The sequence below is a fragment of the uncultured Parolsenella sp. genome (assembly GCF_958346945.1).
In the GTDB taxonomy this organism is placed as follows: domain Bacteria; phylum Actinomycetota; class Coriobacteriia; order Coriobacteriales; family Atopobiaceae; genus Parolsenella.
Window position 1 is genome coordinate 1 of the sequence record NZ_CATVTL010000014.1, and the last position, 13,117, is coordinate 13,117.

Annotated in this window: 8 protein-coding genes and 5 tRNA genes; 9 read left to right on the forward strand and 4 right to left on the reverse strand. The window is 65.0% G+C overall.

Translation table 11 applies throughout. The features are described 5' to 3' along the window. The first annotated feature begins 243 nt into the window (after positions 1-243). The 9 genes from Q3866_RS07060 to Q3866_RS07100 all read left to right on the forward strand — a co-directional run bounded on the left by Q3866_RS07060 (position 244) and on the right by Q3866_RS07100 (position 7,695). Positions 244-334, forward strand: a tRNA-Leu gene (locus Q3866_RS07060). Between the two features lie 67 nt (positions 335-401). Next, positions 402-2,675 carry a SpoIIE family protein phosphatase gene (locus Q3866_RS07065; RefSeq protein ID WP_301830672.1) on the forward strand — a complete coding sequence of 758 codons (2,274 nt, stop codon included), beginning with the start codon at positions 402-404 and terminating at the stop codon, positions 2,673-2,675. A 197-nt stretch (positions 2,676-2,872) separates the two neighbouring features. After that, positions 2,873-3,658, forward strand: a complete 786-nt coding sequence (locus Q3866_RS07070) for an anti-sigma factor antagonist (protein WP_301830673.1) — start codon at positions 2,873-2,875, stop codon at positions 3,656-3,658. A 270-nt stretch (positions 3,659-3,928) separates the two neighbouring features. Beyond that, positions 3,929-4,004 (forward strand) — tRNA-Gly (locus tag Q3866_RS07075). Between the two features lie 491 nt (positions 4,005-4,495). Beyond that, positions 4,496-4,571 (forward strand) — tRNA-Gly (locus Q3866_RS07080). Between the two features lie 41 nt (positions 4,572-4,612). Beyond that, a tRNA-Cys gene (locus Q3866_RS07085) sits at positions 4,613-4,686 on the forward strand. Between the two features lie 142 nt (positions 4,687-4,828). Beyond that, positions 4,829-5,794, forward strand: coding sequence for a putative ABC transporter permease (locus Q3866_RS07090; RefSeq protein WP_301830674.1), 966 nt, complete (start codon positions 4,829-4,831; stop codon positions 5,792-5,794). Positions 5,795-6,111: 317 nt separating this feature from the next. Beyond that, positions 6,112-6,186, forward strand: a tRNA-Val gene (locus Q3866_RS07095). 654 nt (positions 6,187-6,840) lie between these two features. Continuing rightward, complete coding sequence (locus Q3866_RS07100; RefSeq protein ID WP_301830675.1) at positions 6,841-7,695, forward strand: DegV family protein; 855 nt, start codon at positions 6,841-6,843, stop codon at positions 7,693-7,695. Here the strand turns inward: Q3866_RS07100 and Q3866_RS07105 are convergent, their stop codons facing one another. From Q3866_RS07105 to Q3866_RS07120, 4 genes are all read right to left on the reverse strand, one after another. Further along, positions 7,696-8,670: a hypothetical protein gene (locus Q3866_RS07105; protein ID WP_301830676.1), complete on the reverse strand. Its 975-nt coding sequence runs from the start codon at positions 8,668-8,670 to the stop codon at positions 7,696-7,698. It lies immediately after the preceding gene. A gap of 751 nt (positions 8,671-9,421) precedes the next feature. Continuing rightward, positions 9,422-9,877 carry a PTS sugar transporter subunit IIA gene (locus tag Q3866_RS07110; protein WP_293674257.1) on the reverse strand — a complete coding sequence of 152 codons (456 nt, stop codon included), beginning with the start codon at positions 9,875-9,877 and terminating at the stop codon, positions 9,422-9,424. A 134-nt stretch (positions 9,878-10,011) separates the two neighbouring features. Next, complete coding sequence (locus Q3866_RS07115; RefSeq protein ID WP_301830677.1) at positions 10,012-11,472, reverse strand: PTS fructose transporter subunit IIC; 1,461 nt, start codon at positions 11,470-11,472, stop codon at positions 10,012-10,014. Between the two features lie 674 nt (positions 11,473-12,146). Continuing rightward, positions 12,147-13,058, reverse strand: a complete 912-nt coding sequence (locus tag Q3866_RS07120; protein ID WP_301830678.1) for a ketopantoate reductase family protein — start codon at positions 13,056-13,058, stop codon at positions 12,147-12,149. Positions 13,059-13,117 lie beyond the last annotated feature (59 nt).

The following is a 13,117-nucleotide window of genomic DNA, read 5'->3' on the forward strand; positions in this document are numbered from 1 at the left end:
GCGATTGGCGGATGCACTAGGCCCAACCGCGTGCAGCCGAGGCTGCGGGGAGGGGCGTGCGGTCCGGAGTGGGTGCGGTTGGGGGCTGCAGCGACGAGCCATCCTCGCGTTGCCAAGAAGTACTCGTTAAAACCCCAGCTAGAGATACGACTTTGGCTAAATTGCAAGAAATTTTGAAATCGTGCTTGCACATCGCTAGGTAACCGGTGTATATTCTTTCTCGCGCGAAAGCGCAACTGACAAGTCGGAGTGGCGGAATTGGCAGACGCGCTAGCTTGAGGTGCTAGTGACTGACTAAAAGGTCGTGCGGGTTCAAGTCCCGCCTCCGACACCAGCAAATACACGGGCCTTCGGGCCCGTTTTTGCTATCTAGGGGTAGTTCACGAGGGAAGGGGTCTTTCGTGGCTTCCGATGATTCCGGCCTCTCCGCAGCCACCAACAACGGCGCTTCGTCGTCCCTCTCGACCACGCGGGCCACCCGCCCCTCGCAGGCGGCCCTGTCGCGCGTCGAGCGCGTGGGCGCCGCGGCCGTTCCCGGCGTGCTCGCCACCCTCATGGAGCTCACCTCCGACGCGGTGCTCACCCTCGACGCAAACGGCACCATCCTCACCGCCAACGCGCAGGCGGCCTTGCTCACCGAGCTCTCCCAAGACGAGCTCGCGGGCGCAAACGTCGCCGACATCCTCTTTGACCCCTCGCGTCCCCACGACGCCGCGGGGCTCATCCCACTGCTGCCCGCCGACGGCTCGCTTGCCGAGATATCGTGCCGCCTGGCCTCGGGTGGGGCCACCATGGTCACCGCACGCTGCGACCGCGCGAGCGCCCCGGGCGAGACCTACGTCCTCGTCATTCGTCCCGTCGACAGGATGCTCGCCGCCGAGCGCGAGCACGACCGCCTGCTCGACGAGCTCTCGCTTGCCAACCGTCGCCTCTCGGGCACGCTGCGCATCATCCTCGACACCATCGACGCCAACGACTTCGAGACGCTCTTCCGCGACGTCCTCGAGCAAATGACTGACACCCTGGACGCCCACGGCGCCCTGCTCTTCATTGCCGAGGCGAGCGGCTACCGCCTGAGTGCCACCACCTTGCGCATCGACGCCGCCCGCGCCCCACAGTTCATGGCCTATGGCGAGGGCCTCGAGACGCTTGTGACCCGCGCGGGCCACGCGCTGCGCCTGCGCCTGCTGCCACCCTCCGAGCGCAGCCTGCGCGCCGGCGCCCTCACCACGCGCGACCTTCTCGATGAGGAGTCAGGCGCACGCTGCCGCATACCGGCCCGCCAGGTGCCGCCGTTCGCGAGCCTCATCTGCGTGCCCGTCTGGTTTGGCGGCCACGTCATCGCGATCATCGAGGTGGGCTGGGCCGAGGCCCGCCCCTCGCGCCGCGACGACGCGCGCCTGCTCGACTCGGTCTCGCAGTACCTCTCGATCGAGTTCGCGGCCGCCATCTCCTCGATGCGCGCCGAGCGCGCCCAGCGCCTCGACGACCTGGCCCAGCGCCTGCACGACATTGTCGAGAACGACCCGCGCCCGCCCGAGGGCGACCTCACGCCCCTCACTGACGCCCTGTGCAAGGAACTCGACGTGACGCTTGTGCCCCTCATCTGCAAGAGCTTCAACGACACGTGCGTGGCCGACCTGCCCGGTCTGGGCGAGGTCACGATCCTCGCGGGCATAGACGAGCTCGTGAGCGCCCGCGCCGATGCGGGCATCGCTGTGGTGCCCATCGAGCGCAGCCGCGCGCTCGTGGAGGCCCTCGAGGTCTCGGGCTGCGACGACACGGGCGTCCTTCTCGACCTGGGCGAGCTTGGCGGCGAGCGCCGCAGCTTCCTCGTGCTGCGTGACGCCGGTGCCGAGCCCATCGACTCCGACGAGCTCGACTTTCTGCGCCGCGTGGCCATCGACGTGCGCCAGGCCGCGGAGGCGGGAGAGCGCCGCATCAAGGACACGCGCATCTCGCAGGCGCTGCAGAGCGGCATGAGAAACGAGCTGCAGCACATCGAGGGCATCACGGCCCACGGGCTGTACTCGTCGGCCACCGAGGCGGCCCTCGTGGGCGGCGACTTCTACGACCTCATCCGCCTGCCCAACCGCCGCGCCTGCGTGATTTTGGGCGACGTCTCGGGCAAGGGCGTTGAGGCCGCGAGCGTCTCGGCCGCCGTCAAGACGGCGCTCGGTGCCTACGCGTGGGAGGGTCAGCCGCCCGCGCGCATGATTCGCTTGCTCAACAACTTCCTGCTGGGGTTCTCGCGTCTCGAGACGTTCGCCACGATGTTCGTGGGCATCGTCGACCTGCAGCGTGCGACCCTCACGTACTGCTCGGCGGGCCACCCGCCCGCGATTTTCCTGCGCGCCGAGCCGCGCGAGATGTTCACCCTCGATGAGCAGTCGGGCGTGGTGGGTGCGTTCAAGGCGATGAGCTACCACGACGGCCACGTGCGCCTGCGTGTGGGCGACCGCCTGCTGCTCTACACCGACGGCGTGACCGAGGCACGCGACCCGCACGGCGCCTTCTTTGGCGAGCAGGGCTTGCGTGACGCGGTGATGGAGGAGGCGAGCGGGTCCGACGAGGGGCTGCTCGACCGCCTGCTGGTACGCATCGACTCGTTCACGCGACGCAGCCTTGACGACGACGTCGCGATGGTGACGTTGCGGTTCGACGAGCTGGGTTAGGGCGGCGCCGTGGGGCGACGCGTGCGGCGATGGTGTGTGGTGCGCAGGCCGCAGTGCGGGTGCGAGCGACGCGTGCCCGTTGCTGGCCGTGCCTGCCTGACGTCCTTCTCGCGCCCTGAGAGGCCTTCTGCGTGCCGTTTGCGGTCAACGTGGGCGCTCGCGCGTTAGAGCGGCGGTCGCGTGGGCAAAATGCCCCTATGACTAACGCTGACGACATACTCGTGATTCCCGTCGAGGGCGACCTCGACGTGAGCTGCGTCGCGCGGCTGCGCCCCTACATCGACGAGCGCATCGTGGGCGGGTGCCGCCGCGTCATCCTCAACATGGCACAGGCGTCCTACGTCGACAGCCTGGGCATGAGCCTCATCTTCTCAGAGGCGCGCCGGCTGCGCGAGCTTGGCGGGCTGCTGTCGCTCGTCAACGTCAGCGCGTCGGTCTATCGCTCGCTCGTGATCTGCCGCCTGGTCGACTTCGTGCCTGTCACGGGCGCGGGCCCCAAGCCGCCCATCCCCGCGCTCGACCCCACGGTGCGGCCGCTGTGGCACGGCACCATGCGGGTCGACCCGTCGCGCCTGTCGATGGCGCGCGGGCGCGTCGAGCAGCTGCTCACGCAGACGGGCCTCACGCCCGACGAGGTGTTCGACATGACGCTCGCGGGCGGCGAGGCGCTGGGTAACGCGATTGACCACACGAGTGCCGAGGGCGTGCTGCTCACGGTGTCGGTCTACGCGGACCGCGCGGTGGTCGAGGTGGCCGACTGCGGCGACGGGTTCGACCCCACCAGGTCCGGCGACGGCGCCGAGGACGCGGCCGATCTTTCTGACGAGACGAGCGGGGACCTCGAGCGCGGGCGCGGCATCAAGCTCATGCGGATGCTTGCGGACTCGGTCGAGATTGGCCGCAAGGCAAACGGGGCGGGAACCGTGGTGCGCCTCGTGAAGCTCATCACGCCGATGGCGGGGGAGCGCGTCGCGGGGATGTAAGCGCGGGCTGCGATGACGCGAGGGCGCAGCGGGGCGCGGGCGAGGACTGCGATGGCGCGGTGGCGCGGGGACGCAGTCGGGACGTGGGCGAGGGTTGCGACGCCTCGTGGCGTCAGGGCTGCTGGTCGGGCGGTAGCCATCTGACCCGGACTGGGTTTTGAGGTTTTGCCCTTCTCGCGCTGTTGACCTGCGACTTTGAGAAACGCTCAAATTTTTTTCGAAAATGATGTTGCGCGAGGGCTGGAGTTTGCGTATAGTACTTTCTCGCACGCGGACATGGCTCAGTTGGTAGAGCACCACCTTGCCAAGGTGGGGGTCGCGGGTTCGAGCCCCGTTGTCCGCTCCATGAATTTGAGAGCCCCGGTTCGCCGGGGCTTTTTTGTTACCTATCAGGTATGTGCGCCTCGTGAGCCGTGGGGAGGCCATGGCTCGCCGGGGCCTATCTGTTACCTATCGAGCACGTTTCGGGCGCCTGCGCGATTGGTGACCTGCATGTGTGCTCAAGCGCGGTTGTAGCTTTTTCGCTTCATTGCCCTGCTTTGCTTGCGCGTCCGAATCCCTGAGCACCCACTTTTACGTCCCTTAAATCATCGAGCACCCGCTATTACGTACCGCGAGACCATCTAGCGCGTAATAGCGGGTGCTCGATGGGGGTACTCGATGGCCGAGCGCGTAAATGTGGGTGCTCGGGGAGTGGGGCGGACTTCTGTGCAGCACTTCTCTAAATCAAACGCTGCTTGCCGCGTCGCTCTTCTAGGCCCCAAATCATGCTGCCATAATTCGTCAAAGATTTCTCTTGGCAACGTGCAATCTTTTCCGTATACTATCTTCTCGCACGCGGACATGGCTCAGTTGGTAGAGCACCACCTTGCCAAGGTGGGGGTCGCGGGTTCGAGCCCCGTTGTCCGCTCCATGTGAATGCGGGGCCGGCCATCCGGCCGGCCCTTTTTCAATGGCGACGTGGCCAAGTGGTAAGGCATGGGCCTGCAAAGCCCCTACCCCCAGTTCGAATCTGGGCGTCGCCTCCATCTAATTCGTACGACCCAATCGCTTCGGTTGGGTCGTTTCTTTTTTGGATACCATAGGGGTAGAGCCGGCGCGCCAACGGCCATCCTGTGGAGGGCTTGGCGCGCGGGTCCGTTCGCGCCGTCCGTCTCGTGAGGGGCTCCCTTGCTCAACGTCCTGATTCTTCTCGCGCTCATAGGGCTCGTCTACGTGCTCGTGCAGTACCTTGCGCGCATGGTGGGCTACCGCTTCGCGCGCGGTCGCAGCTTCCGCGTGCTGGCTCGGCGCGGCAAGGTGCCCGAGGAGCTCACCGAGGCCGCCGACAAGGTCATTCTCGACCGCGCGCGGCGCCGCAGGGCACACAAGAGCCATGACCCAGCCTACGCGGACCTCAAGACTCAGCCCAAGCCCAAGCTCTCGACCGAGCAGGTCCAGGCGCTCAAGGAGGCCCGCTCCGCGGTGCGCGAGGACTACCTCGACCACATGCGGCCGGGGTTCTACCACTACGTGATTATCTTCATGGTGGCGAGCGTGGCGGGACTCGTGCTCGAGATGGTGTGGATGTTCGTGTCATCGGGGCGCACCGAGCTGCGCGTAGGTCTCGTGTGGGGCCCGTTCTCGCCGCTGTACGGCTTTGGGGCGTGCCTGCTCACGATGGTGCTGTGGAACTTCCGCAAGGCGCCCATGGGGCAGGTCTTTGTGCTCTCCGCGCTGCTCGGTGGTGGCCTGGAGCAGACGACGGGCATGCTCATGGAGAACCTCTTCCATGCGCAGTCCTGGACCTACCTTGGCCTGCCCGACGCGATCACCCAGTGGATTGCGTGGCGCTTCATTTTTGCGTGGGGCGTCATCGGGCTCATCTGGTGCCGCGTGGTTATGCCCGAGGTGATCTACCGCATCGGTGAGCCCACGAGTCGCCTGCAGGTGATCCTCGTGGCGCTCATGACGGCGTTTCTCATCGTGGACATGCTCGCGACGGTGTTCTGCTTCTACCGCAAGGCGCAGAGGGACCTGGGAATTCCGCCGGCGAACCCGGTGGACGAGTACGTTGACGCGCACTTCTCGGACCAGTTCATCGAGAACCGGTTCCAGAACCTTGTGGTGGGGGAGGATCTGGAGCCCAACAAGTAGGCGCTTTGGGGTGCGGCTCGCGGGTTGCGCAAGTGTGTGAGGCGCGTGGCTCGCTGGCCGCGTGGGTGCGCGGGTGGCCGCGTAGTGCAGCGTATGGCGAGCGTGGGCGCCACCATGCCGCACTCCATGGGGCGCGGCATGCCCCATCTTGAGGACGTGAGTGCGAGAATGCTGCGGCCTTTTGAGGCTGACGGTGCATCTACCTCGCCTTTCTCAAACTTTTTCGAGCAAATCAAAAAAAGTTGAGATTTGGGGTTGCGTGGGGGCAGAAGCTTCAGTATATTATTCCTCGCGCCGAAACGCGCACCCCAAGCTTCGGGCGTTTAGCTCAGGGGGAGAGCGCTTCCCTGACACGGAAGAGGTCACAAGTTCAAATCTTGTAACGCCCACCAAATTGCCGAGGCCGGAACCAAGTGGTTCCGGCCTCTTTTGGTATGTAGGGGCGATGCATGGGGACAGTGTGGGCGGGCCGATCCTGCACTTAGTGGGGACGAGCACGAGTGGGCCGGTCCTCGCACATAGTGGGGCGGTACGAACTAGCCGATCCTCGCGTAAAGTGGGACAAATGCGAAGTGGCCGATCCCGCACAAAGGGGCCGCTCTATGCGAGATGGCCTACGCGGCATATCGGATAGCGGCGCCGGTGTTCCTTGGGCCACTGCGACCCCCTGGACGCCTCTCCACTCGCGCCACACCTTCTTCTGCCCCTCTTGGCTATTGTCGCAGGCAGAAAACTTGCTCTGGGGCTCTGATGCCATACCCGCCCCCGATTCGGGAGGGCCTTGCCTTCTCGGCGGGGCCGCCCTTTTCGGCCTGACCCCTCTCGCTCTTCTCGTCCCGGGTCTTCGTGGCATAGGGATGCCTGCTACCGTTCTCCAGCTTTACACCTGGTTATCGAACATAGAGACGGCTCGCCTGTGCAACAATTATCAGCACGTGACAGTTTTGGGGCTGTTACGTGCGGTTTTATGTCAATCGTGAACGTGCCGGCGCCGTCGTGCCGCTCGCTTTACCGTGCCGCGTCGCGGCTGAGGACAGGGGGATCCCATGAGCAACATCGTCATCGTCACCGAGTCGGGAAGCGACATCAGTGCCGCCGAGGCCGCGGAGCTTGGCGTCGAGATCGTTCCCATGCATGTCTCCATCGGCGACGTCACGATCGACGACGGCTCGCTCGACCCCGCCGAGATGCTCGAGGAGTGCCGCCAGCTGGGCGTTCTTCCCCACACGAGCGGCAGCATGCCCGCCGACTTTGCGGCCGTCTTCGACTGCATCCACGCCGAGCGCCCCGACGCCCACATCCTCTACATCGCCTACTCCGCGGTGACGACCTGCTCGTTCGAGAGCGCCCGCACGGCCGCCGAGGGCCGCGATTACATCTCGATGTTCGACTCCGCGCACGTGACCATTGGCCTTGGCCTCGTGGTGCGCAAGACGGCCGAGCACCTCGCCGCTAACCCCGACATCACGATCTCCGAGCTGCTCGAGTGGTCTCAGGCCTACGCTCGCCGCGTGCGCATGGGCTTTATTCCCGGCGACCTGGGTTACCTGCGCGCCGGCGGCCGCCTGTCCAACGCCGCCTTCGTGGGCGCCACGCTGCTGCGCATCAAGCCCATTATCGAGCTCATTGACGGCCGCCTGGTGGCCACCAAGAAGCTGCGCGGCAAGATGGAGCCGTGCGCCCTTGGCCTCATCGACCACCTGCTGGTGCAGGGCACACCCGACACCTCGACGGCCTTCCTGGTGCGCTCGTGCGGCCTGCCGCTCGCGATTCAGCAGGCTGCCGAGAAGCGCGTGCACGAGCTGGGCTTCTCCGAGGTTCGCTGGTATGACACGCAGAACGTCATCACCTCGCACTGCGGCCCCGGCTCGTTCGCCTTTGCGTTTGCCCTGGCTGAGTAGCTAGCGCTTGGGGGTCTGCTTGGGTTTGGCCATGGTTGTCTCCTTGGCCTTGGCCTCTGTTGCCGCGACGGCGTTCTTCTCGGCCTTGTGTTTTGGGGTGCCCGGCTTGGCTGCGGCCTTGGCTCCGTCCCTGGCCTTTGCCTTTGCCTTTGCCTCGGCCCTGGTTCGGGCGGAGGCGTCGACCTTGCCATCGTTCTGGGCCATCCCGAGCGTCTCCCACTCCTGAAACAGGTCTCCTCGCAGCGCCTCCTCGCTCTTGACCATGCGACTGGTCTGGGCGGGGAGGCGCTGCCCCAGCTCGCGCTCGACGAGGTCCATGACCACGTTGAAGCTGTCGTGGCTCGCGATTTGGTCATGGCTGACGAGGATAACGCTCACGCCCATCGACTCGAGCGCCGTCGTGCGGTCGGCGTCGGAGATCCTGGCCTCGATGCCGTCGTGGACGCTCGCGCCCTGGCACTCGACGTCGACGACGTGCGTGCCGTCTGGCGAGGTTATGAGGATGTCTGCGATGCAGTAGCTGCGATGGGCGATCTTGCTCGCCGCTTGCGTGAAGCGAATGGTCGCGTTGGTCTCGATCTTGATGCCGCGGCCGCCCAGCGTGCGTGGCAGGCCCATGAGCAGGGCTGTTCGCACCTCGAGGGGCGAAAGTGTGACGCCCTGAAGCATCGCTGCTGCCCGTTCGAAACGGCGCGCCCCGCGATGACCGCGCACTTCGCGCGCAAAGCTCGCGAGCTCGTGGGGCTCGACGAGGTGGCTGCGCTGCCAGAGGCTCGAGGGCCTCTTGTCCTTTGAGGGCGCCCGCTCCCAGCCGTACGCCAGACGCGCGTCGTTGGTCTTAGGGAGGACCTTCTCGACCTCGTCTGACGGGCGGTAGACGACGAACTCGCCGCAGAACTCGTGCATGATCATGGCAAGCTCGATGTCTGTGCAGTACTGCGCGAGCGTGAGGAGCGTGAGCAGGGGAGACGTCACGGTGCCAACGGCGGGGTCATCTATAGTTGCCTGCGGTGGCAGTGGTCCCGACCAAAGATGCTGCTTGATGTGCTTGGCGTTGGTGTGTTCGCTGACGCTTGAGACGAGTGTATGAACCGTTTCGCCAAAGAGTTCTTTAAAGGCTGGACTTGTCGATATGAATGTCTGCGTTGCCCGGTCTTGTGAGATGGGGATGCTTGGCAGCAAGTCGAGCACTTGGGGTGGTGTCCTGAGGCAGCTGAGTGCCGAGGGGCCGCAAATGATGCCTTCCATAGATTCTCCCTTAATAAAAAGTGCACCAATTAGGTAACCTACTTCGGGGATGCCTAAGTAGGTAGGCGCACAGGGCATGAAAATGCCTGATAAGCAGAGGGGAATCCGCTGGCTACTCTTTGAGTTCGGATTAGGTTACCTAATTGATGTAACTATTTGAATCAGAAGGCGATGATTGCGGGCGAGCGGGTCGAAACCGCTTCTCGAGCGGGCGAGTTTTGCATCCTGGCTAACCTCAGGCAGGCGAGTGTCGACCTTAATGGCGCTGTTGGCTGCACGCGGGCTTGACGGTTGGCGGTTTACGAGAAGGACCGCCGCGAGCGCGAGTGCTGGCGAGAGATGGCTTGCGGAAATGCATGAGGCAGCGGTCAACGATTTTTGCGCTCACGGCTATGGGGTGCTAACAACAAAGAAGGCGGGAGCGGCCCATTCGGGCCGCTCCCGCCTTTCCTAGGTGCGTTGCAACGTCGACGCGCGTTTAGGCGACGAGCTCCACGTTGAGCGTGGCGGCGAGCTCGGCGGCGTCGTTGCACTCGCGCAGCTTGGTCTTGAAGTTGTCGTCCATGAGCAGCATGGCGGCCTTCGACAGCAGGCGCAGGTGGGTGGAGCCGGCCTCGGAGTCGGGGATGAGCAGGGCCATCGCGATGTCGACGGGCTTGTCGTCGAGGCTTGGCCACTCGAGAGCGGTGTCGTTCTTGAAGATGACGACGGCGGCGTTCTTCACGGCCGTGCTCTTGCAGTGCGGCACCGCAAAGCCGTCGACCATGCCGGTCTTGTCGATCTCCTCGCGGGCGAGGAAGGCCTGGTAGACGGCATCGGCGTCATCGGCGACGCCGAGCTTGGTGGCGACGTCGGCGATGATGCGCAGCGCCTCCTCCTTGCTGGTGGCGTGCTGGTTGAGCAGGATGTTGCTCTCGTTGACAAAACCGCTCATGGTGAGTCCTTTCTATAGGGGAGGGCGATACGGGCTGGGCCGACCATTGGGGCACAGGCGTTGCGCACTCCGCGAAACAAGGCAGCCCCGTGCGAAAGATTCTCGCACGGGGCCACAGGTGTTGCAAAGCGAGACTACTTGGCGCTGTCCAGCTTGGGCTTCATGACAACGAGGATGGCAGCGCCGACGAGCGCGCCAATCACGATGTCAAGGCAGAACAGACCAACGTTGCTGGTGGCAAGGGCCACGATGAAGCCGCCGTGCGGGACGTAGCAGTCGATGCCCTGGAAAGCGGCGAGGCCAGCGCCCACGGCAGAGCCGATGCAGATGCCCGGCAGGGTGTGGGCCAGGTCCTTGACGGCGAACGGGATGGCGCCCTCGGTGATGCCGATGCAGCCCATGAAGATGGCGGAGATGCCCATCTGGCGGTCGGCGTCATCGAACTTGTTGCGGGCAACGAGCGAGGCGATGCCGCAGGCCAGCGGCGGGACGGCGACGGCGACGCGGAACATGCCGTTGGGGCCGTAGATGCTGGAGGCCATGAGGGCCATGGTGAACGTGGAGGCCGTCTTGTTGATGGGGCCGCCCATGTCGAACGCGGTCATGACGCCAATGACGAGGCCGAGGACGACGGCGGAGCCGCCCTGCAGGCTGCCGAGCGCGGCGGTCAGCCAGTCCATCACGAAGCCGAGCGGGGTGGCCAGGATGTAGATGTAGGCCATGCCGAGCACGAGCGAGGTGAGGATTGGGATGATCAGAATCGGCATGATCGTGTTGATCGTGTCGTTGACCTTCCAGGTCTTCATCCAGCGGACGAAGTAGCCGCAGATGACGGCCATGATCATGGCGCCCAGGAAGCCGGTGGAGACGCTGGCGCCGCTCGGGGTGGTTACCGCGTTGTTAACCAGGTAACCAAGCACGAAGCCAGGGGCGAGGGCGGGCTTGCCGGCCATCGAGTAGGCGATGTAGGCGGCGAGCACCGGGATCATCATCGAGATGCCGGCCATGCCGATGGTGTTCAGCGACACCATGAACGGGTTCGTGACCTCCATGCCCGACGCGCCGGCGGTGCCGGAGGCGAGGGAGAAGGCGAGGAACACGCCGCCGATGACGACGATGGGGATGAAGTAGCTCACGCCGGTGTTGAAGGCGTTAAGCAGGGTCTTGCCCGGCTCGGCGAAGATGGACTTCTTCTCGGCGGGCTTGGGGCCACCAGGAGCGGCGGTGGCGACGGGCTTGGCGTCCTCGGCCTTGGCGGCAGTGGCGGAAGCGTCGATGCCGGCGGCGGCCAGGGCGTCATCGATCACCTTGGCGGCATCGGAGATGGCGTCGGCGGTGCCAACCTTGTAGAGGCGACCCTCGGCGGCCTTGGCCTCGAAGCGATCCTCGCCCTCGATGCCCACGTCGATCGTCTCGATCACGAGGTCCGCGGAATCGACGTCCTCCTGCGTGAGCTCGTCCTCGATGCCCATACCACCCTGGGCCTCGACCTTGCACTCCCAGCCGCGCTTGGCGCACTCGTCCTCGATGGCCTTCTTGGCCATGTAGGTGTGAGCAATGCCGACGGTGCAGGCGCTAACTCCTACGATCTTCACGTTCTCCTCCTTTGACCAGCTTGGTCCCATGCCACGTTGGGCCCGCAGGCGCTGCGGTGCCTTTGCAAGCCTTGGCGTGGCTGCTTGACAGGAAGTGTTTTATCGTAGGGACTAACATATGCGCAACGCGAAATCGGCAAACGTGCAGGTAAACGATTAGTTAGCGAAAATTGTTAATTGATTAACTAATCTCGGAACCTCGGAAAATGCATTGCGCTCGATTTGTCAAGAATAATCTTTGATATTCGATAAAAGCGCGTTGGAAACTCGTGCGAAAACGATTGCCCATTGATTGATGTTCAAGTTCGTGAGCTGCGCGTTCTAGTGAATTTGCTGCCGAGAGGGGCGTTCGTGGGGTTTGTGAGGCGATGCGTTCGAGGCGGTCGGGGCGATGGGGCGCTCGCGAGCATAGGATGGGCTGGTGAGCGCCAGGTGAGCTGCCGCGACGCGGCCGAGAAGAATTCTCGTGGCGCGCGCCGTGGAGCCGCCATGCGCGCAGGACGCGAGGTCGGGCGAGCGGCGTGACGCTGCCGAGAAGGACTCGCAAGGTCCGAGGTGCCGCCGCAATGTGGCCGAGAAGAGCGGGCGACGCTGCGCCCTCACCATATAAGAGGGACACGGAAGCGACGTGTTTGCCGCCTCCGCACCCCTCTCGCGCGAATCTTATGGACTGCCTACCAGCTGGCCTCGATCTCGCGAATACGCTGGTAGAGCCATTCGTTCTGAGGCGTGAGGATGTCATGCTCGTGCCCAAGCCTCACGATGGTGCCCGAGAACTCCTCGACCTCGGTGGGACGGCGCATCACGCGATCCTGGGCCATCGAGGGCATGCCGTCGGGCGCCATCTGCGCGCAGAGCTCGAACATGCCCGTGAGCTCGGCCTCGGTGAGCTCGACGCCCTCGGCCGCGGCCACGGCGCGCACCTCGCGCATCGCGGCGACGAAGCAGCGAATCTGCTCGGGGTCGCTCGTGACGGTGCCGTAGGTGCCGCCAAACGCCATCGTGGTCTGGTTGACGCCCACGTTGAGCATGAGCTTTGCCCACAGGCGGTGGCGGATGTCGTCCTCGATGATGCGGGGGATGCCTGCGCGCTCAAAGAAGCTGGCGACGTCGGCGACGGCCTCGGGCGCGGTCTTCTCGGCCGCACCGATGTGGATGTGGCCGGGGCAGCTGTAGCGCAGGTTGCGGTCGAGGTAGGTGGCATCGAGGCCCTGCGCCACGGCGGGCACGACGCCCTCCCAGCCAAAGCGCGCAGCGCAGGCGTCCTCGCTCGTGATGCCGTTGAGCAGCGACACGATGCGGGTGCCGGGTTCCACGAGAGGCGCGGCGAGGTCGAGCGCGGCGTCGAGGCCACCTGCCTTGACGGCAAGGACGAGCAACTCGGCGGGGTGCGCGTCCTTGCCGCGGACGGTGGGCAGGTCGCAGGGCTTGTCGAGCACGCGGATCTGCTCGCGTGCGTGGCGCTCGAAGCGCTCGTCGTCCATGACGTACTCGACGGCGTCGCTACCCAGCGTAGCCGCGGCGATGCTGCCGTAGAGCAGGCCGATGGCCCCGCGCCCGATGATAGTCATCCTGTTGATGCCCATGGTGCCCCCCGTTTGAGCCGATTCTTCCGCGCGCTAGTGTAGCGCGGCGAAGGGGTGGG